The organism is Paenibacillus sp. FSL R5-0490 (assembly GCF_001956215.1).
Lineage (GTDB): Bacteria > Bacillota > Bacilli > Bacillales > Cytobacillaceae > Cytobacillus.
This window is the reverse complement of sequence record NZ_MRTQ01000036.1, coordinates 1-26,990: the sequence shown is the minus strand read 5'-3', so window position 1 is coordinate 26,990 and position 26,990 is coordinate 1. Positions and strand designations below refer to the sequence as shown.

The 26,990-nt window shown below is 45.0% G+C and carries 27 protein-coding genes and 1 pseudogene; 3 read left to right on the top strand and 25 right to left on the bottom strand.

Annotation, left to right across the window (positions count from 1 at the left end; genetic code table 11):
- Window positions 1-2: 2 nt before the first annotated feature.
- The 5 genes from ndoA to acpS form a co-directional block, all read right to left on the bottom strand.
- Window positions 3-353, bottom strand: a complete 351-nt coding sequence (gene ndoA / locus BK139_RS21850) for a type II toxin-antitoxin system endoribonuclease NdoA (protein ID WP_009336311.1) — start codon at window positions 351-353, stop codon at window positions 3-5.
- Window positions 354-357: 4 nt separating this feature from the next.
- Window positions 358-639, bottom strand: a complete 282-nt coding sequence (locus BK139_RS21845; protein WP_035331931.1) for a CopG family ribbon-helix-helix protein — start codon at window positions 637-639, stop codon at window positions 358-360.
- A gap of 184 nt (window positions 640-823) precedes the next feature.
- Entirely contained in the window at window positions 824-1,978 is a 1,155-nt protein-coding gene (gene alr / locus BK139_RS21840; protein WP_076263015.1) for an alanine racemase, read from the bottom strand.
- Window positions 1,979-2,348: 370 nt separating this feature from the next.
- Window positions 2,349-3,362: a LolA family protein gene (locus BK139_RS21835; protein ID WP_076263013.1), complete on the bottom strand. Its 1,014-nt coding sequence runs from the start codon at window positions 3,360-3,362 to the stop codon at window positions 2,349-2,351.
- Window positions 3,363-3,506: 144 nt separating this feature from the next.
- Window positions 3,507-3,860 (bottom strand): holo-ACP synthase, encoded by a 354-nt coding sequence (gene acpS / locus BK139_RS21830; RefSeq protein WP_076263010.1) that lies wholly within the window; start codon window positions 3,858-3,860, stop codon window positions 3,507-3,509.
- Between the two features lie 155 nt (window positions 3,861-4,015).
- Here acpS and BK139_RS21825 point away from each other — a divergent pair, with 155 nt between their 5' ends.
- Window positions 4,016-4,741: a rhomboid family intramembrane serine protease gene (locus tag BK139_RS21825; RefSeq protein ID WP_076263007.1), complete on the top strand. Its 726-nt coding sequence runs from the start codon at window positions 4,016-4,018 to the stop codon at window positions 4,739-4,741.
- A gap of 37 nt (window positions 4,742-4,778) precedes the next feature.
- Here the strand turns inward: BK139_RS21825 and BK139_RS21820 are convergent, their stop codons facing one another.
- The 7 genes from BK139_RS21820 to BK139_RS21790 all read right to left on the bottom strand — a co-directional run bounded on the left by BK139_RS21820 (window position 4,779) and on the right by BK139_RS21790 (window position 13,833).
- Window positions 4,779-6,233: a PH domain-containing protein gene (locus BK139_RS21820; protein WP_483310650.1), complete on the bottom strand. Its 1,455-nt coding sequence runs from the start codon at window positions 6,231-6,233 to the stop codon at window positions 4,779-4,781.
- A complete protein-coding gene (locus BK139_RS21815) occupies window positions 6,223-6,702 on the bottom strand; it encodes a PH domain-containing protein (protein WP_076263004.1) in 480 nt (159 codons plus the stop codon). The genes BK139_RS21820 and BK139_RS21815 overlap by 11 nt, the downstream gene beginning before the upstream one ends.
- Window positions 6,703-6,819: 117 nt before the next feature.
- The gene (gene uvsE, locus BK139_RS21810; protein WP_076263002.1) at window positions 6,820-7,782 is read right to left on the bottom strand and encodes a UV DNA damage repair endonuclease UvsE; all 963 of its coding nucleotides are present in this window, start codon (window positions 7,780-7,782) and stop codon (window positions 6,820-6,822) included.
- A 387-nt stretch (window positions 7,783-8,169) separates the two neighbouring features.
- Window positions 8,170-9,648 (bottom strand): degradosome RNA helicase CshA, encoded by a 1,479-nt coding sequence (gene cshA / locus BK139_RS21805; protein ID WP_076263000.1) that lies wholly within the window; start codon window positions 9,646-9,648, stop codon window positions 8,170-8,172.
- 499 nt (window positions 9,649-10,147) lie between these two features.
- A complete protein-coding gene (locus BK139_RS21800) occupies window positions 10,148-10,843 on the bottom strand; it encodes an alpha/beta hydrolase (RefSeq protein WP_076262998.1) in 696 nt (231 codons plus the stop codon).
- Between the two features lie 422 nt (window positions 10,844-11,265).
- Window positions 11,266-12,639, bottom strand: coding sequence for a UDP-N-acetylmuramoyl-tripeptide--D-alanyl-D-alanine ligase (locus BK139_RS21795; protein WP_076262996.1), 1,374 nt, complete (start codon window positions 12,637-12,639; stop codon window positions 11,266-11,268).
- A 117-nt stretch (window positions 12,640-12,756) separates the two neighbouring features.
- Window positions 12,757-13,833, bottom strand: coding sequence for a D-alanine--D-alanine ligase (locus BK139_RS21790; protein ID WP_076262994.1), 1,077 nt, complete (start codon window positions 13,831-13,833; stop codon window positions 12,757-12,759).
- 428 nt (window positions 13,834-14,261) lie between these two features.
- On the opposite strand from BK139_RS21790, the gene BK139_RS21785 reads away from it, so the two are divergent.
- Window positions 14,262-15,452, top strand: coding sequence for a dicarboxylate/amino acid:cation symporter (locus BK139_RS21785; RefSeq protein ID WP_076262992.1), 1,191 nt, complete (start codon window positions 14,262-14,264; stop codon window positions 15,450-15,452).
- An 88-nt stretch (window positions 15,453-15,540) separates the two neighbouring features.
- Here the strand turns inward: BK139_RS21785 and BK139_RS21780 are convergent, their stop codons facing one another.
- Window positions 15,541-17,007 (bottom strand): SulP family inorganic anion transporter, encoded by a 1,467-nt coding sequence (locus BK139_RS21780; RefSeq protein WP_076262989.1) that lies wholly within the window; start codon window positions 17,005-17,007, stop codon window positions 15,541-15,543.
- Window positions 17,008-17,217: 210 nt separating this feature from the next.
- Complete coding sequence (locus BK139_RS21775) at window positions 17,218-17,601, bottom strand: VOC family protein (protein WP_076262986.1); 384 nt, start codon at window positions 17,599-17,601, stop codon at window positions 17,218-17,220.
- Window positions 17,602-17,748: 147 nt separating this feature from the next.
- Between BK139_RS21775 and BK139_RS21770 the strand changes: the two genes are divergently transcribed.
- Entirely contained in the window at window positions 17,749-18,294 is a 546-nt protein-coding gene (locus tag BK139_RS21770; RefSeq protein WP_076263034.1) for a GNAT family N-acetyltransferase, read from the top strand.
- A 29-nt stretch (window positions 18,295-18,323) separates the two neighbouring features.
- Here the strand turns inward: BK139_RS21770 and BK139_RS21765 are convergent, their stop codons facing one another.
- The 11 genes and pseudogenes from BK139_RS21765 to BK139_RS21715 form a co-directional block, all read right to left on the bottom strand.
- On the bottom strand, window positions 18,324-19,043 hold the full coding sequence (locus tag BK139_RS21765) for an ATP-binding protein (protein WP_076262983.1): 720 nt from the start codon (window positions 19,041-19,043) through the stop codon (window positions 18,324-18,326).
- Window positions 19,040-19,534, bottom strand: coding sequence for an ECF transporter S component (locus BK139_RS21760; RefSeq protein WP_076262980.1), 495 nt, complete (start codon window positions 19,532-19,534; stop codon window positions 19,040-19,042). Before BK139_RS21760 ends, BK139_RS21765 begins: the two co-directional genes overlap by 4 nt.
- Window positions 19,534-20,118, bottom strand: coding sequence for a cob(I)yrinic acid a,c-diamide adenosyltransferase (locus BK139_RS21755; RefSeq protein ID WP_076262977.1), 585 nt, complete (start codon window positions 20,116-20,118; stop codon window positions 19,534-19,536). Before BK139_RS21755 ends, BK139_RS21760 begins: the two co-directional genes overlap by 1 nt.
- 15 nt (window positions 20,119-20,133) lie before the next feature.
- Window positions 20,134-20,559, bottom strand: a complete 426-nt coding sequence (locus BK139_RS21750) for a bifunctional adenosylcobinamide kinase/adenosylcobinamide-phosphate guanylyltransferase (RefSeq protein ID WP_076262974.1) — start codon at window positions 20,557-20,559, stop codon at window positions 20,134-20,136.
- Window positions 20,511-21,128, bottom strand: coding sequence for a histidine phosphatase family protein (locus BK139_RS21745; RefSeq protein ID WP_076263031.1), 618 nt, complete (start codon window positions 21,126-21,128; stop codon window positions 20,511-20,513). The genes BK139_RS21750 and BK139_RS21745 overlap by 49 nt, the downstream gene beginning before the upstream one ends.
- Window positions 21,086-21,877: an adenosylcobinamide-GDP ribazoletransferase gene (cobS, locus tag BK139_RS21740; RefSeq protein WP_076262972.1), complete on the bottom strand. Its 792-nt coding sequence runs from the start codon at window positions 21,875-21,877 to the stop codon at window positions 21,086-21,088. Before cobS ends, BK139_RS21745 begins: the two co-directional genes overlap by 43 nt.
- A gap of 127 nt (window positions 21,878-22,004) precedes the next feature.
- Window positions 22,005-22,721 (bottom strand): annotated as a pseudogene (locus BK139_RS21735) (cobyric acid synthase); the annotation flags it as partial.
- Window positions 22,718-23,293 carry a bifunctional adenosylcobinamide kinase/adenosylcobinamide-phosphate guanylyltransferase gene (locus BK139_RS21730; RefSeq protein WP_076262966.1) on the bottom strand — a complete coding sequence of 192 codons (576 nt, stop codon included), beginning with the start codon at window positions 23,291-23,293 and terminating at the stop codon, window positions 22,718-22,720. The gene BK139_RS21730 and the pseudogene BK139_RS21735, both read right to left, overlap by 4 nt.
- Window positions 23,275-24,345 (bottom strand): threonine-phosphate decarboxylase CobD, encoded by a 1,071-nt coding sequence (gene cobD, locus BK139_RS21725; RefSeq protein WP_076262964.1) that lies wholly within the window; start codon window positions 24,343-24,345, stop codon window positions 23,275-23,277. The genes BK139_RS21730 and cobD overlap by 19 nt, the downstream gene beginning before the upstream one ends.
- Window positions 24,320-25,285, bottom strand: a complete 966-nt coding sequence (cbiB, locus tag BK139_RS21720) for an adenosylcobinamide-phosphate synthase CbiB (protein WP_076262960.1) — start codon at window positions 25,283-25,285, stop codon at window positions 24,320-24,322. Before cbiB ends, cobD begins: the two co-directional genes overlap by 26 nt.
- A complete protein-coding gene (locus BK139_RS21715; protein WP_076262957.1) occupies window positions 25,282-26,754 on the bottom strand; it encodes an adenosylcobinamide amidohydrolase in 1,473 nt (490 codons plus the stop codon). The genes cbiB and BK139_RS21715 overlap by 4 nt, the downstream gene beginning before the upstream one ends.
- Between the last annotated feature and the right edge of the window lie 236 nt (window positions 26,755-26,990).

The following is a 26,990-nucleotide window of genomic DNA, read 5'->3' as shown; positions in this document are numbered from 1 at the left end:
TGCTAAAATTCGATGAGGCCTAAGCTGATTTGCACGGCTTCATCCACTTTTTCCATCATTTCGTCATCGAGATGGGTTATTTTATCGGTTAAGCGTTGTTTATCAATTGTACGAATCTGTTCTAATAAGATGACCGAATCCCTTTCAAAACCATAACGCTTCGCATCAATTTCAACGTGAGTAGGCAGCTTTGCTTTTTGAATCTGAGCTGTGATTGCTGCAACAATTACTGTGGGACTAAACCGATTCCCGATGTCGTTTTGGATGACAAGCACTGGACGGACGCCGCCTTGTTCTGAACCAACAACTGGGGATAGGTCTGCAAAATAAACGTCACCACGTTTGACAATCAAAGGATTATCCTCCGCTAACTAGACGTTCAACTGTGTGTTCTGCCTCGTATTCCGCTTGAAATGCTTCAGATGCAATCGTCAAATTTATTTTCGCCATCTCCATGTAACCACGTCTCATGGACTCGCGAATTTGTCTCTTTTTGCGTTCACGCAAATACATTTTGGTTGCTTGATAAATGAATTCGCTCCGGTTAACGTTTTCCTGTTTAGCAAATCCGTCTAACTCGGTTAAAAGATGCTGCGGTAACTTCACCATTATCTCTGTTGTTGTGCTGGACTCAGACACAAACATACACCTCCACCATCACTACACACCATTTTTATATCTACCATTTTCAATATTACCATTAATAAAGCCCAATGCAAAGGGGATTCTTTAATTCTTCTGTATTATCGGCCAAAAAAATAGTATTTTATGCATGATTAAAGAAAAGCGGAAGCTCTTCTTAACAACAATTAATTTTTTTCAATTATAACAGATAATTAATTCCCCCGATAATTTTACCATCTCTTTTATATATGCGCGGAACCCGGGAAGATACCATACAGGTAACTTCATAGTTGATGGTTTCAAGCTTTTCCGCGATTTCGTCCACCGGAATTTTTTCTTTCCCCTGCTCGCCGATCAGGGTTACCTTTGTTCCTGCAGGCATTTCATGAGGTATCTTAATCATGCATTGATCCATGCATATTCTTCCAACAATCGGAACCCTCACTCCTTCAGCAAGAACCTCCTGCCCCTGAAGCTTTCGGATCCACCCATCCGCATAGCCAATCGGCAATGTTGCAACCCATTCATCTTCTTGTGCTTCATAAGTTGCACCATAACTGACTTTCTCGCCTTTATGGAGCTTTTTCACATGAACAATTGAAGTGTGGAGAGAAAAAGCTTCTTTCAGCTCGAATGGAAGTACATGCTTTATTTCCATGGATGGAGACAGTCCATACATGCTGATCCCCATTCTGACAGCATTCATATGCGCTTTTGGAAACCTGAGGCCTGCCGCACTGTTGCTGGTGTGGACGTACTTCGGCAATACCTCCAGCCAGCCGATCATTTCTTCAAACCTGCTCAGCTGCGTTTCAAAATAGGCGTTGTCTAATGAATCCGCTGTCGCGAAGTGTGTAAATACTCCTTCAAGCAGAAAACGCTTGTCCCTTTTGATAACGCTCTCAATTCCAGCAAGCTCATCCCGGCTGCGAATCCCCAGGCGGCCCATGCCGGTATCAAGCTTTATATGAATATTGAGGGTTCCATTTTCTACATATTCAGCTGCTTTTACCAGCCATTCCTGCTGAAAAACAGTGAGGGAGATGTTATTTGATGCTGCCTCGCCTGCGTGCTCCGGACGGCTCGCTCCCATTACTAAAATTGGCGCTTCAATTTTTTTCATTCTCAATGCGATTGCCTCATCCAGGGTCGCAACCGCCAGGGAGGATGCGCCTGCTTCAAGCGCTGCCTTCGCTACAGCTGCATCTCCATGCCCATACCCATTTGCCTTAACAACCGCAATGATTTTTGCCCCTTCTTTTACATGTTTTTTCATTGACTCTACATTATATGAAATATGGTCCAGATTTATCTCTGCCCAAGTGTCCCGATACATTTTTGTCTGTTCATTCATCGATGTGTTCACGTCCTTTAGCCATTGCTTTATACATGTCGATTATCAAACTCGGCAAATGGTTTGTCAAATGAATATTTTTTTGAAACTGGGTTCTGAGGGTCCGGGAGCCCGGGCTTGATGCGTAAATCCGGGCGCTGAGTCCGAACCTTGGCCTTCTTCTGACTCAAAATGCCTAAACCTCTGGAGCTGAGTCCGAACCTTAGCCTACTTCTGACTCAGAATGCGTAAACCTCTATCGCTGAGTCCTAACTTCATCCTGCTTCAAACTCACAAAGCTATTAATCCAAAATCCAGTATCCGACCCCGTCCATCTTTCCACCCCAACACAAAAAACAGGCCCCCTATGAGACCTGCTTTAGACAATGATTTATTTCACCATTTCTCCTTGTACCGAGCGGGCAATATCGGACATTTCTTCAGGAGATAAATCGTTGGATGCGATCATATAATCCACGCCCTGGTAGGTCCAGGAGATGGTGTTGTCAGAAAGTGCACCAATGGTGAAGCCAAGGTCAACCGGCTCGCCTTTAACAGATGTAACAACGGATGATGTCGGCATGACAGCAGCCTTTTCCTGTACAAGCGTGAATGACTTTTCTCCATCGTATGTCAATACAACGCGCTTGCCGTCTTCTGTTTTCATTTCCTGTTCATCAACCAGCTTTACATCTGCCATGTCCATCTGCGGATATTTAACTGTGAATTCCTGATCCTCCACCTCGGCCATGACTGGCACTTCGAGCTGGGCGCCTGTCATGTTCTTTTGCATGTCAAAGTCTTTCTTATCAAAGCTTGCATTGAACTTTACATTTGAAAATTCTACTGTTACAAGTGCATTTTTATCGGGATCCATAACCTTCACACTGACTGGGGATAAATCGGACTTCTTCAGCTTGATTTCCTGTACAGGAAGCATCTGATTATTTTGGTAGCGTGTTTTGGTTTCAAACACATAATGCTCTTTTGTAGCGGAGAACTTAGCTTCTTTATCCTCCATAATGTCCTTGACTAATGATTCATATAAATAAGCCTGGCTGCTGTTCTGCGGCCAATCACTCTGGAAGCGGAAGCTTTTGTTCAGCGCAGGAGTGAGGACAAAAACACCGTCATTGTTTCGCAGAATCATCTGGCTTTGTTCCTTTTGGGCGTTTTTCAGGTTTACCCGGTAAAAATCCGGATCTTTATGCCACACTTCTATTTCATATGTCTGCGGGTCAGTTCCCATCTGCAGAGTCATTTTTGCCTCTGCCTTGTATCCCTTAACGTCTTCGAGCTTTTTATTAAGATCCTTCACAACATCCTCCTGTGTTTTAGAACCACAGGCAGACAATGCAAGAACAACCAAAAGCCCGGCAAGCAGCATGAACCACTTTTTCTTCATTCCTTCAGCCCCTTTGTCTCATTTCAGTGAGATTGGCCGAACTTCCGGCCTGTCTCTCCTATCGCATTATGAATATATGAGACAACCTTAAGGAATATGCTAGGAGGAATGACAAGCTTGTGAAATTCTTGCTGCAGTAAAAAGTCATTCTTTTTCTATAACCACCTGAGCCACAGCATACTCCCTGCTATGGGAAATCGACAAGTGAACCCCCTCTTTAAATGGCTTTACAATAAACGGCTTACCCTTTTCATCCTTTTCAATTTCAATATCCTGAAAGGAAAGTTCTTCGCCAATTCCGGTTCCCCATGCCTTTGAAAAAGCTTCTTTGGCCGCAAATCTTCCTGCAAGAAACTCTGCGCGCCTTTTTTCCGGCAATTGCTGATAGCCATTCAGCTCTTTAGGCGTCAGAATCCGAGCAGGAAACCGTTCCTGCCTGGCAATAATTTTCCGTATCCTCTCCAGGTCTGCAATATCAATCCCAATACCGGAAATCATCTCTCATCTTCCTTCTATTTATATTAATTGCTGCATAAAGAATACAGTAGAAGCAGGATTATGTACACATGATCCGCTGAATAAGTGTTATGGCATGCTGAAAACCCGCTTTTCAGGCTATGATGTAGATAACTATTTAAGCACGGAGGAGAGCCATGTTTACGAGAACGGAAAGCTTTAAGGAATTTATCCGCTATTACCCTGTTGTTACTGCTATCATTTGTATCCATATTATCATCTATCTATTAACCGTCATTCCCCTTTTCCCAAATTCACTTATATTTGAGAAGCTGGCTGGTGTCAATTTATATATTGTGGAGGGTGAATACTGGCGGCTGCTGAGCCCCATCATCCTGCACAGCGGCTTCTCCCATGTTTTATTTAACAGCTTTTCACTTGTTCTATTCGGTCCTGTCCTGGAAAGGCTCCTCGGGAAAACCAGATTCATTCTGCTTTATATCACTGCGGGGGCAGCCGCCAATATTGCTACACTCATCCTTGAGCCATTAACGTATATTCACGCCGGAGCCAGCGGTGCGATCTTTGGCCTGTTCGGCTACTTTGCAGCAATTCTGGTCTTTCGAAAAGAACTTTTATCCAGGGAAAACTCACAAATTATCCTGACCATCACGATCATCGGGGTCATTATGACCTTCCTGCAGCCAAACATCAATGTGACGGCACATATATTCGGCCTTTTTGCAGGCTTCCTGATTGGCGCAGCCTCTCTGGCTAAAGGCCGTTCATCTTCTTCATCCGGCATCATAAGGTCAGGCGGATTTTCCGGCATCAGGCCTTCTTTAAAAGGAGTGCCTGCATCAAGGCTTGCTGTTTGGGGAGTTATCGTTATTTTAGCCATAGTGGGGTTTTTAGCCAGATAATAACGCCCACAGCTGGACAGTTAAACAAAAAAAGCGCTCACGGGCGCTTTTCTTTTTGTTTCAGTCCGGTATAAGAATACCATTTATAAATAGCATATACTTCTTTCCTGTCGAGATCCCGAACGGTTCCCCCTGTCCCGCCTGCCCCGGACATAGCCGCGGCTTCTATAGTAGCCAGACTGCGTTTTTTCTGAAAATAACTTTCTTTCATAGATAGGGACTGAATTCGATTTCTTCTCATAAAAACAGTTGTCCTTACTATACCTCGATATCTGAGTGCAAGCTGCTGTGAGCTGATATCCCAGCCTGCATCCCTGTATTTGAGATGTGACCATCCCAGCGCAAGAACCAGCAGCACCAAAGAAAAGTATCCCCACGGCCTGAAAAAGAGGAGCGGCACAGCGACAAAAGGCAGGATCCACAGAAACCCTCTCCACAAATAGCGGTTGAGCGCTCTTTTCGGAGCTTTAAAGAAACCCGGCTGCAGTTCATACTGTGGCAAGTGCGGCTTTAACAGACCGGCAATCCTTGTTTTTTTCACGATCGGCAGGATCATTAAGCGGGCGCTTTCATTGTCTTCAATGGAACCTCCCGCACTTTCGATATAGACAGTCGCCAGTCCAAATGGCTGCCTAAGCAGGTTTTCCCTTATCTGAATAGCCTGTATGCGGTTCAGCGGGATCGTCATCTGCCGCTTTTCGAGCAAGCCTCTGGTGACAATCAATTCCTTCTCACTTTTTATTAATGTAAAACCGGCATATTTCAGCATGCTCCCAATAAGAGCGATCAGCCATGCCATTAGAAAAACGATGAATACCAGGATACTTACAAAGATCATTCCATTGGCAATAAACCCTTCGAGCCCGGCAAACACCTTTTCATAGGGAATGATTTCTTCAAATTGAAAAACAAACGCAAAGACAGCTGAAATAACGACACCTGCCCCGCCTGAAGTTGATGACAGAAGGAACAGTTCGCCAGGTGTAATTTTATAAATCACTTCCCGGTTCTGAGCTGCTGGTTCCGGTTCTGAAGGATTGTTTTTGGCAGCTGAAAATGCCTGCTGAATGAAATCCGCATCTTCTTTGGAAATAGCCGTCAATACCGCTTCTGCCTCACCAGCACCGCTTGTGCCCGCTGTCTCCACCTTCATTTTCACAAGTCCAAAGGGTCTTTGCAGCAAGCCTTCCGATAAGTTGAGACTTTGGATTCTTTCAAGCGGAATATATCTTTTCTTCCTTACCAGAACACCATACTCGATTCGAAGCTCGCCTTCCTCCAGTCTATAGGTAAATCTCCACCAGGTAAGAATCCCGATTAAAAAAACCGCGATTATAACCCCTATAGACAGGACAAGCTGAACAATTTCCCCATTTCCTCCTCTGCTTCCAAAGACGACAAAAATAAGAAAAGGCACCAGCATTTCCTTAAGGTGTTTCAGGAAATTGACTGCCGCGGATATTGGGTGCAGCCGTTTCGGATTAGACATCATTTTCTGCAGCCCTTGCCAGCTGAGAAATGAAAAAGCGCAATTCCTCGGCTTCATCCACATCCAATGCCGGTATTTCATGAACGGTAGCTGCTGTCGAGATAGTGACAGTAGCCAGGCGATATTTACGCAATATCGGCCCTTGCCTCGTATCCACATGCTGCACCCGAATCATGGGAACAAGCGTCCTTTTTATCACAAACAGTCCATATTTAAGCTCTATTTCATTTTCCCGGACCTCATACCTCCATCTTTTCCACCTTAAAGATGGGAAAGTCATAATGACGAGGTAGGCATAAGCGGAATAGAACATTAAAGAAGCTCCAATAACCCAAATAGGCCAATTAAACAGGATGGCAGCAGCAATAGCGGCCCCTGACAACACAAAAGGAAAAACAGAATGGAGCGTGCCGGAGATTCTCCAGGCAAGCAGTCCCCTTGCCGGAATCCTTTTATGCGGCTCTGTAATCATGCAGTACCCCCCGCAATTCCATAAAATTAATAGCATTAAATCCGCTCTTTCACTTCTATAAGTATACATGACAGAAAAAAGAAGTGTCTCCCTTTTATGAAAAAATTGGGGTACTGGTTATATTTCAAAGCTGGATGAATCAATAAAAGTCAGATTGGGGTTCATTTTCAAATCTTCAGCAAGCTTAAACAGGGCGCTGTCCTTCATTTTCGCTTCAATCATGCAATGAATCTCAGGCACTGACCCCTTAATGTTCTGCAGAAACTCCATAAACATATCCACATCAATATAATCCGCATGCGCTCTGAAGTCTTTGTCTGATTTGGGACTGGAAATATGCATTTTCACAGGCAGTTCAGAATGGTCCCATGTTGCTGCTGCCCTTTCCCATTGCCCTATCCAGTCATCATTCTTGAAGTTGGCCAGGTGGTGATGGTAATCAAATACCAGCGGAATCCCAAGCTTTTCACAAAGGTAGAGCGTATCATCAAGTGTAAAAGTGGTATCGTCATTCTCAAGAATAATCATTTGCTGGATTCCGGCAGGCGTAAAGGCCCAATTATGGATAAATTGTTCGAGAGCTTTTTCTTTATCATCATAGCCTCCGCCAACATGCAGAACACAGCGGTGAGCCGGATTCAGACGCATGCCTTTCAGCAGGGCTTCATGCATAGCCAGCGTTTTGATGGACATATTCAATGTGTCCACTTTCGGTGTATTAAGGAGCACAAAATGGTCAGGGTGAAAATCCACACGCATGGGATGTTCATCCAGAAAGTCGCCGATGCCCGACAGAATTTCTTTGAGTGGACGCATATACTTCCAATCAGAAAGTTCCTCATGATTAGCAAGGGGAATCAGCCGTGAACTGAAGCGAAAAAAATGGATATCATGGGCTGCATTTTGCTTTAGCAGCCTCAGGCAATTCTCCAAATTGGAAACGGCAATTCGCTCCAGTCTTGCAATAGCCGCCTCACGGTCCTTAATACTTGAGAATTGTTTGAACGTCATCGTTTGTGATGGCGATGCATTTTTCAGATTCACACTCATCGCAACATGCCCAAGGCGTACAATCGTCATGTCGATTCCTCCCGTACAGCTTTTCCCTTTAGTATGTACGGCAGCTGCTGAGAATTTGCATGTGTGGACGCACCCTGCATACAGACAAAATAAAGTGAAACTTCAATCAGTGGGGGGTTTCCTTATCCCCCACTGATTGTTAGTCGCGTTCTAGTGTCGCTAAGATCTCCGCTGGCACTTCGATCAATCGACACTACGAACCCGATTGGTTCAACTAAGCCTCTGCCTGCGCCTCGGCAAGTTTCACTGTATCTCACCAATCGGGCCTTTACGGGCAGTTTGATCCCCGCTTATCCTCCTTTGATTCCTCTGAGTCTTGAAGCTGAGGGTCTTACTGCCCGTTAGACTGCGATAAAAAGAGAGCAGAATTTCTGCTCTCCAAATTTCTTATCTATAGCTGTTGCTGTTTGAACGGCTGTTATTGTGGCTTGGGCGTTTTCCAGTGTGGCCCTGGCGGGATTTGTATGATCCTTTTTGGCCGCCCTGTCTGCCTCTGCCATTGTATCCTCCGCGGCTGCGGTCATTTGGCTTTCTGTCGCGCTTAGATGGAAGCGGCTTTTCCTCTGTTAATTTAACAGGGGTTGTATCCGGTTCTTTTGTCAGCATCTTCAGCACTGCCTGGACAACTGTTGAAGCGTCCTTTTGTGCCAGAAGCTGATCTGCCGCTTCTTTATAGCTTCCAAGATTGTTTTCCTCGATGGTTTGCATGATTTTTTCCATTACAGCTTTTTGCTGGCCCTCTAGTGCCTCATCCAGTGTTGGAGCATCCATGCGTTCCATCTTTTTCTTAGTTGTACGTTCCACAACATGCAGATACGATTTCTCGCGCGGATTGATGAAGGTCATCGCAACACCCGTTTTTCCTGCACGTCCGGTCCGGCCGATGCGGTGAACATAGCTTTCAGGATCCTGAGGGATGTCAAAGTTGTAGACATGCGTGACGCCGGAAATATCTAATCCTCGCGCTGCCACATCTGTTGCCACAAGGACATCAATGCTACCCTCTTTGAACTTCCTGAGAACAGAAATACGTTTAGCCTGGCTTAAGTCACCATGGATTCCTTCAGCCATGTATCCGCGAAGATTCAAGGCTTCAGCCAATTCATCAACACGGCGCTTTGTGCGTCCGAATACGATCGCCAATTCCGGTGATTGAATATCCAGAAGTCTTGTCAGCACATCAAATTTATTTTTTTCATGCACTTCCACATAGAATTGTTCAATAGATGAAACAGTCATTTCCTTAGCTTGTACGCGGACAACCTGAGGGTCCTTCATAAAGCGTTCTGCCATTCTGCGGATTGGCGCTGGCATTGTAGCAGAGAAGAGCAGTGTTTGGCGCTCTTCAGGAATTTGCGCAAGAATCGCTTCAATATCATCAATGAATCCCATGTTAAGCATTTCATCCGCTTCGTCAAGGATGGCCGTATGGACATGGTCCAAACGCAAAGTTTTGCGGTTGATGTGGTCCAGAATACGTCCCGGCGTTCCCACGATGATATGCGGTTTGTTTTTTAAAGCGCGGATTTGGCGATTAATATCCTGGCCGCCATAAATGGAAAGGACTTTCGTTCTTTTTCCGTAGCCGATTTTATACAGTTCTTCCGATACCTGAATCGCCAGCTCACGTGTTGGGGCAATAACAATTCCCTGAATAAAATCTTTCGTGTTATCGATTTTATCAATCATCGGGATTCCGAATGCAGCCGTTTTTCCTGTTCCTGTCTGCGCCTGCCCGATGAGGTCTTTATTCTCCAAACTTAATGGAATGGTCTGTGTCTGAATAGGAGTCGCTTCTTCAAATCCCATTCGTTTCAGTGATTTCATTGTCTCCGGGCTGATGCCCAAGTCTTGAAACTTTGTCAATGTATTCATTCTCCTTCTAATCATAGAAAAATTTTGTCCCTGCAAACCTGCAGGCAGGAGTTCTCCTGAAAAATTGGCCTATGAGTCACTCTTCCGGACGATTATAAGAAATGTTATGGCACCCTGTAAGGAGCCTTTTTACCGGCGTACCCGGCATCTAGATGCTGTAACTTCTTATTTTTATAAAAAGTGCGGTTATGTTTCGTTAAGAAGAGTCCCACTCACTATGAAACCCGCTTGAGGAAAGGATGAGGGTAAATTCTATCCAAATTGTTCACGGACAATCAGGTCTCTTAAGATAAGCACATTTAAGCACTCATCTAATTATGGCCTTACTGAAGTATGCTTTTTCAGCAATACTTCTGTATTTAATGAAAAAAGACATTCTCCTGCTGGAGTATGTCCGGGTTCTCAAAAGAAGTTCCTGTTGGCACTTTGGTGTTTATATTACCATTTTCAAGTAAGCATTGCAAACTTGAAGGGCTGGCTGAAAACCTTATCATTCAGGCTTTTTTTGCAGAAAGCCAAGGATCTCCTGAAAGAGGCGGTCCCCTTCCCCGCAATGGCAGATAAGATGCTTTGAGTCTTTTATAAAAATTAATTTTTTGGCCGATGAACCAATATTATTATATAAATATCTGGCGCTTCTCGGAGGCACAACTCCATCACTTTCACCCTGCGCAATCAATGTCGGCACAGTGATCTGATTTAAAATAGGCCTGATAGAAGCCACAAGCCTGCGGAATTGCAGTGTTGCTGTAATCGGTGTCGCACTGATTTTCCGCTTATATCTGACGAACATTTCATTGTCAGCCAGATTCCCCCTGAAAGCATCTCTTACCATCTCTTTAATATCGAAGAATAGCTGCTTTGGGTTTACGTAATAGGCAGCAGCACTAAGCAGGACCAATTTATCTACAGGGTAATGAACCGTTAAATAGCTGGCGATCAGGCCGCCCATTGAAAAGCCGATGACATAAACTTTATCACAGCGGCTTATCAGCCTCTTCAGCTCTTCCTCTGCATGCTCAATCCACTTGTTATAGGCAATTCCTTTTAGCTTCAATTCATCGCCATGACCCGGCAATGTCGGCACGGAAATCTCCCAGTCTGTATGCTCTTTTAAGTACTCTGCCAATGGTTCCACTTCAAATGGAGCTCCTGTAAAACCATGTATGCACATGCAGCCAATCATTCACGAGTCACCGCCATTTTTTCAATTTATGTTCAGTTTATTTTACACTTTTTCCTTTTTGCCATACTAATCAAACCTGTTGGAAGATAAAAATTACAACGAAGGAACTATATAAAGTGAAACTTCAATCAGTGGGGGGTTCTTTTTCCCACTGATTGTTAGTTGAACCAATCGGGCCTTTACGGGCAGTTTAACCCCCGCTTATCCTACTTTGATTCCTCTGAGTCTGTAAGCAGGGGGCCTACTGCCCGTTAGACTGCGATAAAAACAATTTAAACCCCTGTTTCACGTGGAACAGGGGTTTGTTTCCTATAATAACAGATATATACAATTATTTATTTTTCAAAATGATCTTGCTGAAAATCTTTATGCTGTATCAGTCCTGCACCCCTTCTGTTAAAGCTAAAAGCTTGTCAAAGAAACTATTGAAGAGCTGATACAACTTCTTCAAGCTTCATGCCACGGGATGCCTTGACCAGCACAATGGTTTCCTGGTCGACATGTTTCTTCAGTTCTTGAATGAGATTCTGTTTGTCAGTAAAGGCCGCCACCCGTTCATGAGGCAGGACTTCCTTCGCCCCCTTGGCGATAAATTCGCCAAGCTTGCCAAAAGTAAACACGTAATCAACCTTTTTTGCATCCACAGATTTCCCAGTGGAGTAATGGAAATCCTCCTCCTGCGGACCAAGCTCCAGCATATCGCCAAGAACGAGAACTTTCTTTTTATAGCCAGGCAGATTGGCGACCAGTTCAATGGCTGCATTCATGGATGTCGGACTGGCATTATAGGCATCATTAATAATTTTTTCACCCATTTTACCCTCGAGCAGCTCCATTCTCATATTCGTCAGCTTTAAGCTTGCAAAGCCTTCGTTCATCTTTTCGTACGGAACGCCGAAATGGGACGCTGCAATCATCGCTGCCAGGGCATTTAGAACATTATGGGTGCCCAGTACAGGCAGATAAAATTTCTCGCTGGATCCATTGATCCCAAATGTGCTGCCCTTGTCATTCTGCTCGATATCCACCGGATACACATCGTTTTTCCCGGTTCTGCCAAAGGTTCTTAATGCAGCCGAACCATTGTAGGTTTTCAGCTTTTCATCAAGAAGCGGCTCATCACCGTAATAAATAACCAGGCCATTTTCCTGAAGGCCATTTATGATCTCCAGCTTCGCTTCTGCAATTCCTTCTCTGGAACCTAAATCCTGTAGATGGGATTCCCCTATATTCGTAATGATCACGGCGTCCGGACGGGCAAGCTTCGTAAGAAAATCGATTTCTCCTCTTCCGCTCATTCCCATTTCCAGTACGGCGATTTCCGTATCTTCCTCAAGTGCCAGAATGGTTAGGGGAAGACCGATATGGTTATTATAGTTGCCTTCCGTTTTTTGAACCTTATAGTTTAGTGACAGAAGGTTTGCGGTCATATCCTTGGTCGTTGTTTTGCCGTTGCTTCCTGTGATTCCTGCGACCTTTACCTTTAATTCATTACGATAGCTTCTCGCCAACTCCTGAAGAGCTGTCAGTGTATCTTCAACAATGAGGATTGGAAGATGCAGTGGAGGATTGGGAACATCCTTTTGCCAAAAGGCTGCGGCTGCCCCCTTTTCAATGGCATCTTCTACAAATCGGTGGCCATCCGAATTTTCCCCTTTGAAAGGAACAAATAAATTGCCCTTCCCGATTTTTCTGGAGTCAATGCTCACGCCCTGTATGGATGTGTCATTAAAAGAAGATACGTCATTATCTACTTTAATCATCTGTGTAATTTCTTGAAGTGTTTTCTTAATCATATGGCGCCTCCAATTGGGCAAAATCAGAAGACAGTAGATAATCCTGATTTTGCCATTTATGTATGAACAAAAGGAACACGGCAAAAATGCCGTGTTTCCTTCAACAGTTATGCCCTTTTACATGGTGTGTTTAATGCTTTGTTTCTCAGCATGACGTTCGATGGCCAGATTGACAAGCTTTTCAATCAGCTGAGGATATTCTACTCCCGTATGCTTCCACAGAAGCGGGAACATGCTGAAAGGTGTAAAGCCCGGCATGGTGTTGACTTCATTAATGTATAGCTTACCCTCTCTTGTTAAGAAGAAATCAGCCCGGACAAGACCTGAACAGTCAAGGGCCTTAAATGCCTTAATGGCCATGTCGCTCAGTTCACTGTACTCACTTTCGGAAATTTCAGCAGGAATGATTAATGCTGTGTCTCCATCCTCATATTTCGCTTTATAGTCATAGAATTCAACCTTCGGCACAATTTCACCGGCAACAGAGCATTCCGGATTATCATTGCCCAGCACGCCAGCTTCAATTTCTCTTGCAGTGACGCCTTCTTCGATAATGATTTTACGGTCAAATTGGAAAGCTTCTTTAAATGCTCCTTCAAGCTCTGAGCGGTTCATGCACTTGCTGATGCCCACACTGGAACCCAGGTTGGCCGGTTTTACGAAACACGGGTAGCCGAGTTCTTTTTCCACTTTTTCATACGCTGCCTCTGTTTCACTTTCCCACTCACTTCGGATAAACCAGACATACTTCACCTGCGGCAGGCCTGCCTGTGCAAATATATTTTTCATGATGACCTTATCCATGCCCGCTGATGAAGCCAATACTCCATTCCCCACATATGGCAGGTTTAAGAGCTCAAGCAGCCCCTGAACTGTGCCGTCTTCCCCGTTCGGACCATGAAGCAGCGGGAAGATGACATCAAATGGGCCTTTCTCCTGTGCATCCTGGAAAAGGGTCGGTGCCAATGCTGTTGGTGGAAGTGCTTCCCCCTGGGAGAATTCCAGCTCCTTTACATTGGAAACAGGACCCTGCAATTGAGGGCCTTTCACCCATCGGCCTTCTTCAGATATATAAATAGGATGAATTTCAAATTTCTCTAAATCCAATGCTTTAATGACAGCCATTGCAGTCTGCATAGAAACTTTATGCTCCGCTGACTTTCCGCCGTATAAAAGGCCAACCTTTGTTTTCATAAAAAGAACCTCCAATATTCAATCATGGACTAACCGGCTTTTCATGCCGTTTTATTTTTCTTAAACTGATTTATATGTGCATTCAAGCTATTCTATATTGTAACACTTTCACATTTAAGAAAGGGAGTGATTACATGTTCAATTCTTCAGGAATTTTTTTCTGCCTATACGCCCATATTTCTATATGTATGACAGAGCGCTGAAAAAGGAAACTTTTCTTATCTTAAACATAAATAATTTCCTTTTTCGGAAATAATTATTTTAGGAAAACGTTTACCTCGTTGCCATACAGCAAAACCCTTAATCCGCAAGTAATAATCAGAGTTTTTTTATTATTAAAACAAAAGTTTTATCTATTAACTTTTGCTGCAAAAAAGGATATAATCCCCCTAACAAAAACAATTGTATTTTTTAGGAGGACAAAAATAATGAAGTTCGGTTTGCTTCCCAGAATTATTGCTGCTATTGCATTGGGTATTTTAATAGGTTCTTTTTCTCCCCAATGGCTTATTCAGCTATTTGCTACTTTTAATGGACTGTTCGGAAACTTTCTTGGTTTCGCGATTCCGTTAATTATTATCGGATTCATCGCGCCAGGAATCGGCAGCATGGGGAAAGGGGCAGGGAAACTGCTTGGGATTACAACCGGTTTTGCTTATGCTTCCACAGTCACTGCCGGTTTAATTGCCTATTTTTCTGCGACGGTGTTATATCCTATTCTATTAAAAAACCAAAACTTCAAAGAGTTTGAGAATCCTGAGGATGCTTTGCTTTCACCCTTTTTCCAGGTGGACATGCCTCCGGTAATGGGTGTCATGACGGCACTGCTGATTTCATTCACTTTAGGCCTGGGATTGGCCGCAATCAAAGGAAACACTCTGCAAAATGCGATGAATGATTTCCGTGATATTATTGAAAAACTGATTGAAAAGGTCATCATTCCTTTGCTTCCTGTCCATATTTTCGGGATCTTCGCCAATATGACGCAGGGCGGCCAGGTTGGCGCCATTATTTCTGTATTTGCCAAAGTCTTTGTCATGATTATTGCTCTTCATCTTTTATTTTTACTGCTTCAATATTCAGCGGCAGGCAGCCTGATGAAAGCCAATCCGCTAAGACTCATGAAAAATATGATGCCTGCTTACTTTACGGCGCTTGGAACCCAGTCATCCGCATCCACGATTCCTGTTACGCTTAAACAGGTTAAAAAGCTTGGTGCACGCGAAAAAGTGGCGGATTTCTCTGTACCATTACTGGCAACGATTCATCTTTCCGGAAGCACAATTACCATTGTGAGCTGTGCGATTGCCGTAATGATGCTGCAGGGACAAACCACATCATTTGCAGAAATCCTGCCTTTCATATTAATGCTTGGAATTACAATGATCGCGGCTCCAGGTGTTCCCGGAGGAGCTGTCATGGCCGCACTTGGTCTGCTAGAAAGCATGCTCGGATTCAATGAAACCATGCTCGCGCTGATGATTGCCCTATACCTTGCCCAGGACAGCTTCGGAACTGCGTGCAATGTAACTGGTGACGGTGCATTGACCCTGCTGTCTGATAAGGCAAGCGGCAAAGAGAAGAAGCTTCAGCCACAATCGGCTGTGAAAGCCGGCTGATTGAAAAAAGATGTCCCTGCCGGGGCATCTTTTTTGGTTTAATGACAAGAATGCCACAGTCAAAGCAGACTGTGGCATTCAATTATTCCTAATGGCCCGATAGGTTTGCACCGGGTTTACGGTGAACCCCTAAACGGTTAATCAAGTTCGAGCTTGGTGCGTTTAATCCGGTCAGGCGGACTAAAACTCCCTGATCCCGAAGTTTCAGCACTATTTTATCGATGGCAGCGACACCTGAGTCATCCCAGACATGCGCCTGTGTAAAATCAATTTCAACTTCTTTTAATTCTTCGTTAAAGTCGAATGCTGCTACAAGTTCATCTACAGAAGCAAAGAAAACTTGGCCTGTTACAGCGTATATTTTCTTATCTCCTTCAATTCGTGAAGCAACATGCACTTTCGAAATTTTAGCGACAAAGAAGATCGCACTCAGGATAATCCCGGCAAAAACTCCTTTGGACAGGTCATGGGTAAAAACAGTTGTCACAGTCGTTACTATCATAACAATCGAATCTGTGACAGGCGTCTTAGCAAGGCTCTTTATGGATGACCAGTCGAATGTTCCGATCGATACCATGATCATAACACCAACTAGAGCAGCCATCGGTATTTGCACAACAATATTGCCTAATACTAAAATCAGAAACATCAGGAATGCGCCGGCTACTAGCGTTGACAGCCTGCCTCTTCCTCCGGATTTCACATTAATGACGGACTGTCCAATCATCGCACAGCCTGCCATTCCGCCGAATAAACCGGACACGATATTTGCAATTCCCTGTCCGCGGCTTTCCATGTTCTTATCACTGGCCGTATCGGTCATGTCATCCACAATCGATGCAGTCAGCAGAGATTCAAGCAAGCCCACAATCGCAAGGGCAATAGAGTAAGGGAAAATAATTTTCAGAGTCTCAAGGTTCAATGGAACATCCGGTATAAAGAATGCCGGAAGAGCTGATGTGATGGTTCCCATATCGCCAACTGTGCGCACATCACTCTTTGTCATGATGGCAATGATCGTAATAACAATTATCGCTACCAGAGGAGATGGCACGGCTTTCGTAAATCTCGGGAAAAGATAAATAATCGCCAATGCACCGGCAACCATTGCATACATCACCCAAGTTGCATCTACAAATTGCTCCAGCTGAGCCATAAAAATTAAAATCGCCAGTGCGTTAACAAATCCAATCATAACGGCACGGGGAATAAATTTCATAAAGCGGGCCAATTTAAGCACACCAAATAAGATCTGCAGGACTCCCGTCAAAATAGTCGCAGCAAATAAATACTGCAGTCCTTGATCAGCTACTAAAGTAACCATCAATAACGCCATCGCACCGGTTGCAGCAGAAATCATTCCAGGCCTTCCGCCTACTATAGCAATGGTTACAGCAATACAGAACGAAGCATACAATCCAATCATCGGATCGACACCCGCAATAATAGAGAAAGCAATCGCCTCAGGAATCAGCGCCAATGCCACTACGATTCCAGCAAGGATGTCTCCCTTCACATTGCCAAACCATTGTTCTTTTTTTGTTAAAACTCTCAAATAAACACCTCGTTCTAATAGATTTATAGTAATGACTTTGAACTCTCATCAAAGTCGGGCCGACAAAAACATATAGAATCATAACACATATACTTATATTTACAAGCTCTCATGTAAGCGCAAATAACCCTTATAATCTTGTTTTTTCTTTTGAAATCTCACGATTACTATATATCCAACAAAAAAAATGACCCTGAAACAGAGTCATTTTTAACCGATAGGTGAACAAATCTCAATATAATGCCCATCCGGATCTTCCACATATGCCACTTTCTGTCCCCAGGGTTTTTCAACAGGATCGAGCAGGACTGGCACCCCTGCGGCCTTGAGCTTTTCCACAACAGCTTCCACTTCTTCCGTCACAAAACCAAGCTCGAATGTCTGCTCCTTCCTCGCTCCATCCGGTATTGGCAGCCCGGTGACTTCCCGTCCGCCTTCTCTCGTATTGAAGGAAAGAATGGTGCTGCCTGTATCATACTCGATGTAAGTTCCAAATTCATTCCTAAGCTTCAGGCCCAGCAATTCACCATAAAAATGCTTCGTTCTTTCCAGGCTTTCCGCATATAAAATAACATAACCCATCTTCAATTCCAATTATGTTCACCTCTTCATAATTTCTATTCATGATATGATTTCAATATAGGAGGTATTTTCTCCTTTTAAAAGAATGTAAAACTATGGAATGATTATTATTAGACGTGCGGTTTTTTACTAAGATTTAATGGAGGTGTACCTGCTTTGATCGAAGATATTGCCCTAAAGGCAAAGATTCGTCCCATACAGGAAGAGGATTTGCCCATTTTATGGAACTATATTTATGGAACGGACAGCCCTGAGTGGAAAAAATGGGATGCTCCCTATTTTCCTCTTGAGCATAAAGACTATGAAACATATAAACAGGAATTCCTCCTAAAGGCAGAAGAACATCCGCCTCGCAGCATGGTAATTGAAGCATCTGAAAAAGTGATCGGCACCGTGGGATATTACTGGGAGCATCGCGGTTCTAACTGGCTTGAGGCTGGTATTATTATTTACGATTCTGATTATTGGAATGGCGGGTATGGCACGGAAGCACTTACTCTCTGGGTCGATTATCTTTTTTCATCGCTCCCGCTTGCCCGGGTGGGCATTACCACCTGGTCCGGCAACAAAAGAATGATGAAAGCAGCTGAAAAGATTGGCATGCAGCTTGAAGGAAGAATGCGAAGGTGCCGGATCGTAAACGGGGAATATTATGACAGCATCCGGATGGGTGTACTGAGGGAAGAGTGGGAGAAAAAGGCATAATAAAAAGGCTCGTTTTTTAGCGAGCCTTTTTATGTCCTGCTTTCCAGCACGTGAAGATAACCTCCTGCAATCTTACTGATTTCTTCGGATTTCCACTCCGGAAAAACAGCGATAAAGCAAGTAGCAGGACCAGCTGATTTATTAAGGTCCAAATGGTTTTCAAAATCATTCTCCTTAAATTCTTTATTGGAGAATAGGCCATTCAGTTCCTTCAGTATTCCTTTTGAACCTATTGGAAGAGTTACAATCTCATCTATCGAATTTATTGCTTTAAATAGTTTCAGGGGTGCTGCCTCCGCCTCCCTCTCAATCAGCTCCTGGCCCACCAATGGGGAACCGATCACCGCTATCCTTGTATCATCTGTATTCGTTAGGGTATCAGCAGGAAGCTCTCCCTTCCTTTTGCCAAGTACAGATAAGCCTACCGCAGATTGAAGCAGGTTAAAGTTGCTTTCTGTACTGCCGGTGATTTGCAGTTCCGTAAGGCCTAATTCATCTGCGCCCTTTTTAATGCCCTGTATAAGCTGGTCCCAGGCATCATCTCCGCAGAAATTCTGAAGGACAGCAGCAAATGGCTGAGCACCTGCAGACATGCATTCCATGACAGCAACACGGAAGGAATAATACGAAACGGTCTCGTAAGGAACACGGACAGCATCCTGCTCTTTCTCGCCGATTGCTCCGCTGTTATCACTGGCTACCACAATGGTTTCTTCAGCATTAAAAGGGAAGCTTAAGACATCCCTCACTGCTCACCACCTGCTTCGGCCAAAGCCGGTCCCACGAACTTAACAAGTCTTGGAATCGCTATATAAGCAATAACAGCATTAATCACAGAACCTATAAAAAGGGAAGGCACAATTGCCAGGTAAAAGGCCTGCCCCATTAAGAAGATAAATGGAAGCGGGGCTGCAAAGGCATTGCCTAACACAAAAAGAATCCCAGCAAGCCAGTGCCTGCCTCTCTGGTATAATGAGCTGAATACAAAGGCGAGAAATGCCATTTCAACGGCAATCAGGAGATGAAGGGGCCCTAAAGGCAAGCCGCCCAATAATGCTGACAGCAGATGCCCGATGGCTGCAACGGCCGCTCCGCCATAGCCGCCAAACAGCACAGCGGCGAACAAAGCAGGAAATGAATCCAGTGCCACGCTTCCGATAAGGGCCGGAACTTTAATCGCTGCACCGATTGCTGTCAATGCAATCAGCATGGCGGCCATGCTCAATCGCATGCTTTTCATTACTTATCCTCCTTGCGCTTTCCTTCACGGAATACATTCGCACTGCGCACATATTCTACATCTTTCTGGTTCAAGCGGAAATTAATCACCCTGGCCAGGGCAAAGAAGTAATCAGACAAGCGATTCAGGAATTTCAGTGCTACTGCAGAAGTTTCCGGATCCGCTTTTTTTAGTGAGACCACAAGACGCTCCGCTCTCCGGGTTACTGTCCTGGCAATATGAATGGATGCAGATGCAGGTGCTCCTCCAGGCAGAATAAACCTTTCCAGCTTTGGCGCTTCTTCAATCAATCTATCAATCTTAGTCTCCAAATAATCAACAGAATCCTTCGTCAATTTAAGCTCCCGCTTTTTCGTAACATTCGCCAGGTCGCCTCCACAGTCAAAAAGCTCATGCTGAATCTTCTCCAGATCCTCCAGGACATCCTGAAAAATGGCCGGATCCAGCTGTGTCATGGCCTGCCCGACAAAACAGTTGACTTCATCCACTGTTCCATAGGCTTCAACCCTTACATCATCCTTCTCCACTCTGCCTCCGATAATGCTTGTTTTTCCCTCATCACCAGTCCGTGTATAAAGTTTCATCAGCGATTCCCCATTTCATTTTATTTTTTGATTGATGCCATACCAAATCAAATCGACTCTATCTGCAGCAGCAGCGGCATCCTGAAAGGCCCATCCTGCTGCATCCCGCCACTTTCGGTCAAGCGCCTCCATCGGAACAATCCCTTTTGAAATATCAGCTCCGATTAAGACGATTTTCCGGTTAACATCTTCTTTTTCCCATTGGAGCCACTTTTTTAGCATCTCCTGCCATTTGTCCCGAATCTCTTCAAACTCCAACTCTTGTGTCCACTCCCGAATCATTGCCTCAATTCCCTCAAAAATAATCAGGCTTTGATCCAGATCGCCAGCCGACTCACTTTGATAAGCTGAAATCCATTTATGAGGAGTGTCTGCCAATTGATAAAAATCCTTCACCCATTCGGACTTCCCGTTAAACCTGCCTCCTGTAATGAAGTGCATCGCTCTCCCCTCCTAAACGCTTCCCGTGTCCATCTAAGCTCATAACCTCTTCCAAATGGAACTTGCCACTCCCAGAATTCTTTTTGCTCCGGTGCATACTTTACAAGAAGATACTTTATGACTCCGCCATGTGTAATAATAGCTGCATCTCTGTTATTTCCCTGAAGCAATTGATCTGTTAAATTCTGCCACCCTTTATCCACTCTTGCTGTGAAGGATGCAAAGGATTCTCCTCCAGGCAGCACCCCTGAGAAAGGGTCTTCCAGCCATTTTTGATATGCCTCGTTATCTTTCAGCTCTTGATATGTCCTGCCTTCCCACTCTCCAAAATGCATTTCTCTCCATTCAGGACAAGGTTCAATAGAATGATCCGGGAAAAGAATAGCCGCCGTCTTCATGCATCTGCCTAAATCACTTGCAAAAATTCTTCTGTAGCCTTGATGGGCCGGGGCAAGCTTATTCTTATGTTCCGGACACAGAGGAGAATCTGTCCACCCCAGATAAGCATGGGACTTATTAGCTTCTGTCAGCCCATGACGAAATAATGCAACAGCCACAGTATCATCCATAAAAGCACCTCCGTCCCTTCCACACTGGCCCCAAGGACATCCCCTGTCATTCCGCCAAACCAGGCAATGACTTTTCTTGATAATAATACGAAAAACAAGATTGAAAAAAGAACCATGAAAAGAAATCCAACAATAGCCGGGTAACCAGCCAGCCAAGCAGCTGCCGCGGCGGCCAGAAGGAAGACAGGATAAATAGACAGGGTGGTTTTAACAGCAGCCTGCTGAAATAATGAGCCCAGCCCCTCTTTTTTGGCCCCCTTAACGTTTATCAGCAATGTCCCCATTACCATCTTGCTTAAAAAGGGAATCATGGCTATTAAAAAATAGGAAGTTGGATTTGATAAAAGCACAATTTCATAGATAAATAGAAACCGGGCACCCAGCAGGACAATAACAGACAGCACCCCGAACGCCCCCACCCTGGGATCACTCATGATTTCAAGCCGCTTCTTCTGATCGCGATAGGAGAAGAACGCATCGCTCGCATCCATCCACCCATCAAGATGGATCCCGCCAGTCAGTAAAATGCCGGCCAGCCAAACCGCAAAGGCTGCTGCCAATGGTGAAAAGGGAGTCCATTCAAGAAAAGCATAAAGAATAAATGCATAAATCCCACCCTGAATGAGGCCGGCTATAGGGAAAGTTCTGATGGCCTTCTCCAGATGAGGCTTATCCATGGGCAGGGAAATCGGAATGGGAATGCTTGTGAAAAATTGAAGATTGATCAATAATCCTTTAAGCCATTTCATTCTGTTTTCTCCAGCTAAAGACGATTTCCTTTAATTTTTCCCATTCAAGATGCTTTAGCATCGCTTCAGACAGCTCATCATATTTGCTGTCATCCACTGTTTCCGGATGAGCGGCTGCAGGTCCATCAGAAAGGGAATCTTCAACAGGAATTCCATGCTGGCCTATGTAAGGGAGAACAGCAAGTACCGGAAGCCCGGTTTTTTCTTCTATCCAGCTTTTCCCGTCCTCAAAAAGCTCCGGATTCCCATGAAATTTATTAATAATGATGCCTTTTACCCGGTCTCGCTCCTGAGGACTTAATAGCTCCAGCGTTCCGATTATACTTGCGAAAATTCCGCCTCTTTCAATGTCCGCTGCCAAAATCACGGGAACATCCGCCATTTCCGCAGCCTTCATATTAGCAAGCTCTTTTTCCTTTAAATTGATCTCGACCGGGCTCCCTGCTCCTTCCAGTACCAGAATCTCATACTTCTCCTGCAATTTCTGAAGTGACAGCGTAATTGCTTCAAGGCCCTTTTTATAATAATCACTCTGATAAGAGCTTCCTAAAACAACTTCTGCATGATCCCCAAGCATGATAACCTCGGATTGGCAGCCGGGCATAGGCTTAAGTAAGATGGGATTCATCCATTCGTTCGCTTCAGTCTTGGCGGCCTCTGCCTGCAGTCCCTGCGCTCTGCCGATTTCCTTTCCTTTTTTGGTTTGATACGTATAGTTGCACATATTCTGAGATTTAAATGGAGCTACTCGATATCCTTCATTTGCAAATGCCCTGCAAAGAGCAGTAGCAATCAGGCTTTTCCCGACATCGGATGAAGTCCCCTGAATCATGATCCCTTTCATGCCGGCTCTCCTTTCATTTGAATAGGAATGCCTGCTTCAACAAGATAGGCTTCATCAGCCATCTTTACGATTTTCCTGTGGAGCATCCCCAATAGTTTCGCATATGTAAATACCAATTTGTTTTCGCCAATTGGCTCATTCAGGACTTCATTGCTGACTATGATCAAGGTCCTGCCTTTTTGGCGGATTTCGTTGATGGCCTGGAGAATATCTGATGAAAGTTTTTCCTGGAATTCTCTGGACCGCCAACTATCCTCCGCTCTAAAAAGCTCATTATTCAAGAGAGTGGTCAGGCAATCGAAAAGAATGATATCCTTATGGGTAAAGTTTCCCGAGATCTCTTCAAGGGCGGAAGGCTTCTCCCAGGTTTTCCAGCCCAAGCCGCTCTTATCCCGGTCATCCTGATGCCTCTGAATCCGCGCCTTCATCTCGGAATCGTATGCTTTTCCGGCAGCAATGTAATGAAGCTTTCCGTCTGTTTTCTCTGCGAGCCTGGAAGCAGTCCTCTCTGCAAATGAGCTTTTTCCGCTCCGCACGCCACCCGTGATAAAAATCAGCGAACTTTCCGCCATTCTTTCATCGCCTCCATCAGCACATCATTGTCTTTCGGCCCCTTAATCGCAAAACGCAGCCATCTTCCTTCCAGGCCGGGGAAATTCATCGTGTGCCTCGGGATAATTCCCTTTTCCAGTAAAAATTGAAATAAAATCAGCTGCTCATCCATGCGGGGATCCCTTAATAAATAAAAGTTTACGGCAGAAGGAGAAACAGCAAAATTCAAATTCCGGTAAAATGAAACCAGCCTCTCTCTCTCCTGCCGGATCAAATTCTTTGTCAGCCTGACATGTTTCTTGCTGTCCAGACACCACTCTCCTGCTTTTAAAGCAAGGGCATTCACGCTCCAGTGCGGTTTCAGAGCAGCCGCTCTTTCAATCAATCTCTCACCTGCCATCATGTATCCAAGGCGCAGGCCGGGTATCGAAAACATCTTCGTCATGGAGCGCAGCACCACAACATTTGAATCCTTTCCTATTACAATAGATTGATAGTCCAAGGCAAAGTCATAAAAAGCTTCATCCATAATAAGCAGGCAGCTGTGAATCTGACACTTCTCTATCAGCTTCTCCACCAAATCTTTAGGGTAGTAGACGCCTGTCGGATTATTTGGGTTGCAGAAGAAAATAGCATCAGCAGCTTTAAGACTTTCGGATAGCGCTTCCATATTCAGATTCCAATCTTCAGGCTCCAGCTGATAATAAGAGACTGTACAATTATTAACCCGGCAAGCCTCTTCATATTCCGAAAAAGCCGGCTGAATAATCAGTGCATGTTTCCCTGCTATCATCCTGCCAATCAGGGTAATCAGCTCGGCGCCTCCATTTCCCACCAGAATCTGTGTTTCCTTTATCCCTTCTGCAGCCGCCAGTTTGCTTTTTAAAAGCACTCCATGTGGATCCGGATAATCGGTTATATAGGGGAATAGGCTTCCCCACCTGTCTTTTAATTCACTGGGAGGGCCCAGGGGATTGATATTGGCACTGAAATCAATCCGCTCCTCAGGCATTTGCTTATCCATCGCTTCATATAAATATTGCGGATTAGATCCGTGTGAAGGCCAGATCAAGAAACATCCCTCCTGTCCATAATAGAAGCAAAAATAGGAAAACTGCTTTGTTCATAATCGAGATACTTTTTATGATATGTTCTTTTTCAAGCATAACCATTGGCTTCCCCATTGTCGCACGGTTAGAGATGACATCCTTATAAAAATTGATTCCGCCCAGCTGCACCCCCAGAAGTGCTGCAACAGCCGCTTCCCCCCAGCCGCTATTCGGGCTCGGATGCTTCGGTGCATCTCTTAAAAGGATTGCCCATGCCTCCCCATATGGAGCATACTCCGGCTTTTGTGTGAGCATGATGCAAACCGATGTCATCCGGCTTGGAATCCAGTTTACGATATCATCCGCTTTAGCAGAAGCCCATCCAAAATCCATATATCGTTCATTCATGTGGCCAACCATTGAATCACATGTATTAATGGCCCGGTAGATCAGAGCCAGCGGTGCACCGCCAATCATGGCCCAAAGTAACGGAGCAGTAATGCCATCACTTGTGTTTTCCGCCACTGTCTCCACGGCAGCCCGGACAATGCCTGGTTCATCCAGCCGATCTGTATCCCTGCCGACAATGTATGAAAGCTTTACTCTTGCTGCTTCCATATCCCCTTTTGCCAGAGGCTCATATACCTCCAGCGCTGCCTCTTTTAAACTCTTTTGAGCAATGGCTGTGAATATAAGAATTCCTTCTGCCAGGATGCCTGCGATCGGATGAATTTCATAGAAGAGCCGGGTAATGAAAAGGGTGATGCCACCTGCTGCCAGCACCACGATTAATAGCACGAGGCTCCCTTTTAATTTTCTAAAGCGGCCTTTATTCAGAGCTTGTTCCAGTTTATGTATCAGGGCACCCATCCACCTGACCGGATGCGGCCAGTTTGGCGGATCCCCTATCAGCTTATCCAGTAACCAGGCAAAGGTTAGCGCGAACAGGTGATATAAAATCATCTTTTTATCCTGCTTTGCGATTTTTTTATCGCCTCAACGGTACATTCGTAGACACCCTTGCCAATCACTTTGCCAAGCGGTGTAATGGTACCCGCATACTCCAGGTTTTCTCCCTGCTGTGCGGCGGCAATCAAAATACTGTCAGTTGATGTTCCGGTCGCTATCGTCCCTGTGACGGCATCTATAACTTTCTGATCATTTAGTGCTCTGGTCTTAGCCTCGGTTGCGGTCATAATGGATTGGATAAAGGCTTCCTCTGTAAGATGGCCATTAACGAAAATCCAAGTATTGATTGTACCTGGAGTCAGATGATAGGAATGCTCTTCACTTTTCGAAGCATCAACCGCATTGCCGACACCGGCTGTCACGACCACATACACAGAGAATGTATCTTCTTCATAAAATTGGCTGCTGTAATCCTCAATATATACAGCGGTCATCATCCCCACAGTTTCCCCGGGTTCAAAGCCGATTTCCCGTACAAATTCCGCCATCTCTGCCCGATGATCGCTGCAGTCATAATTCTTGCTCACATGCCGGTTAAGAAAAATCCGATTCCAGCCAGTCCCCGATCCGGTTACACCTGAAGACATGGTTTTAAGCGGAAATGGCGAGCGAAGGACCAGCAAATCCTCCCGTACCTCCAGGCTGGCTGGATCGATGCGCTTCTCTAATTGGCTTTCTGCCTGTGAGCGCTCAGGCACCAGCACCATCTGAGGGGCCGCCACTCTTGGATGCGGCAGCTTCTCGATCTTCGTCCTGTAAACCTCCCGTATCCGCCCTTCTTTTAAAACCTCATTAGGAACATGGTTAATATTGACTTCACCATTCTCCAGCAGCAATAGGCGGTCACAGTACAGGCCGGCCAGATTCAAATCATGGAAGATGGAGATCACCGTCAGTCCGCAGTCCTTTGACCATACGGAGAGGAGATCAAGCAGTTCTTTTTGATAAGACAAATCGAGATGGTTCGTCGGCTCATCCAGCAATAATATTTCCGGCTCCTGGGCAAGGGCCTGTGCTAAAAACACCCTCTGTCTTTCCCCGCCGGATAATTGCTGAATATCAGCATCCTGAAATCGGGAGATGCCCGTCTGTTCCATAACCCGGTTAACCGCTTCTTCATCCTTGCTGGTCCAGCTCTGGAACCAGCCCTTTTGATGAGCATAGCGGCCAAGGGAAACGGTTTCCTTTACGGTATATGAAAAGGCCTGAGAGGAATGCTGGGGCAGAACAGCCATGATTTTCGCCAGTTCTTTCGGTGTATATTCTGAAAGGTTCTTACCTTTGATCACAATATCACCTGATGTATGGGGCAAAATGCCGCTCAGCATCTTCAGAATCGTCGTCTTGCCGCTTCCATTCGGCCCCAATATCCCGAAAAGCTCCCCTTTTTCCACTTCAAAGCTGATATTTTTTACAACCGGCGCACCGGCATACCCGCCAGTGATTTGCTGGACTCTTAGCATGATTTACCACTTCTTTCTGAACAGAAAAGCGCAAGCGCCTTGCCCCGAAGGAACGCAGACTAAGATCGCCACGTCCTGTGGCAACGTCTGCATGACCCGCATCCTGCGGGCCTCAAGCACAAGACGAGCCTCACAGAAAGGCGTTATTTGCCTTTTTGGGAGGATTGCCCGAAATGTGGAGGCGACTGCCCAGGGACGACAGGCATAAGACGGTTCCTGTAAGAAGGCGTTTTTCC

What these genes read in the sequence shown, in the direction of transcription:
- cobS (WP_076262972.1), bottom strand. Translation starts at nt 21,877, where the DNA reads ATGAAATGGCTTAAAGGATTATTGATCAATCTTCAATTTTTCACAAGC.
- BK139_RS21755 (WP_076262977.1), bottom strand. Translation starts at nt 20,118, where the DNA reads ATGAAACTTTATACACGGACTGGTGATGAGGGAAAAACAAGCATTATC.
- BK139_RS21750 (WP_076262974.1), bottom strand. Translation starts at nt 20,559, where the DNA reads ATGCACTTCATTACAGGAGGCAGGTTTAACGGGAAGTCCGAATGGGTG.
- alr (WP_076263015.1), bottom strand. Translation starts at nt 1,978, where the DNA reads ATGAATGAACAGACAAAAATGTATCGGGACACTTGGGCAGAGATAAAT.
- BK139_RS21790 (WP_076262994.1), bottom strand. Translation starts at nt 13,833, where the DNA reads ATGAAAACAAAGGTTGGCCTTTTATACGGCGGAAAGTCAGCGGAGCAT.
- BK139_RS21715 (WP_076262957.1), bottom strand. Translation starts at nt 26,754, where the DNA reads ATGCTAAGAGTCCAGCAAATCACTGGCGGGTATGCCGGTGCGCCGGTT.
- uvsE (WP_076263002.1), bottom strand. Translation starts at nt 7,782, where the DNA reads ATGACGATTGTACGCCTTGGGCATGTTGCGATGAGTGTGAATCTGAAA.
- BK139_RS21785 (WP_076262992.1), top strand. Translation starts at nt 14,262, where the DNA reads ATGAAGTTCGGTTTGCTTCCCAGAATTATTGCTGCTATTGCATTGGGT.
- cbiB (WP_076262960.1), bottom strand. Translation starts at nt 25,285, where the DNA reads ATGATTTTATATCACCTGTTCGCGCTAACCTTTGCCTGGTTACTGGAT.
- BK139_RS21815 (WP_076263004.1), bottom strand. Translation starts at nt 6,702, where the DNA reads ATGATTACAGAGCCGCATAAAAGGATTCCGGCAAGGGGACTGCTTGCC.
- acpS (WP_076263010.1), bottom strand. Translation starts at nt 3,860, where the DNA reads ATGATTTCCGGTATTGGGATTGATATTGCAGACCTGGAGAGGATACGG.
- BK139_RS21825 (WP_076263007.1), top strand. Translation starts at nt 4,016, where the DNA reads ATGTTTACGAGAACGGAAAGCTTTAAGGAATTTATCCGCTATTACCCT.
- BK139_RS21745 (WP_076263031.1), bottom strand. Translation starts at nt 21,128, where the DNA reads ATGGATGATACTGTGGCTGTTGCATTATTTCGTCATGGGCTGACAGAA.
- BK139_RS21820 (WP_483310650.1), bottom strand. Translation starts at nt 6,233, where the DNA reads ATGATGTCTAATCCGAAACGGCTGCACCCAATATCCGCGGCAGTCAAT.
- BK139_RS21800 (WP_076262998.1), bottom strand. Translation starts at nt 10,843, where the DNA reads ATGATTGGCTGCATGTGCATACATGGTTTTACAGGAGCTCCATTTGAA.
- BK139_RS21795 (WP_076262996.1), bottom strand. Translation starts at nt 12,639, where the DNA reads ATGATTAAGAAAACACTTCAAGAAATTACACAGATGATTAAAGTAGAT.
- BK139_RS21730 (WP_076262966.1), bottom strand. Translation starts at nt 23,293, where the DNA reads ATGGCGGAAAGTTCGCTGATTTTTATCACGGGTGGCGTGCGGAGCGGA.
- BK139_RS21835 (WP_076263013.1), bottom strand. Translation starts at nt 3,362, where the DNA reads ATGAAGAAAAAGTGGTTCATGCTGCTTGCCGGGCTTTTGGTTGTTCTT.
- BK139_RS21760 (WP_076262980.1), bottom strand. Translation starts at nt 19,534, where the DNA reads ATGAAAAGCATGCGATTGAGCATGGCCGCCATGCTGATTGCATTGACA.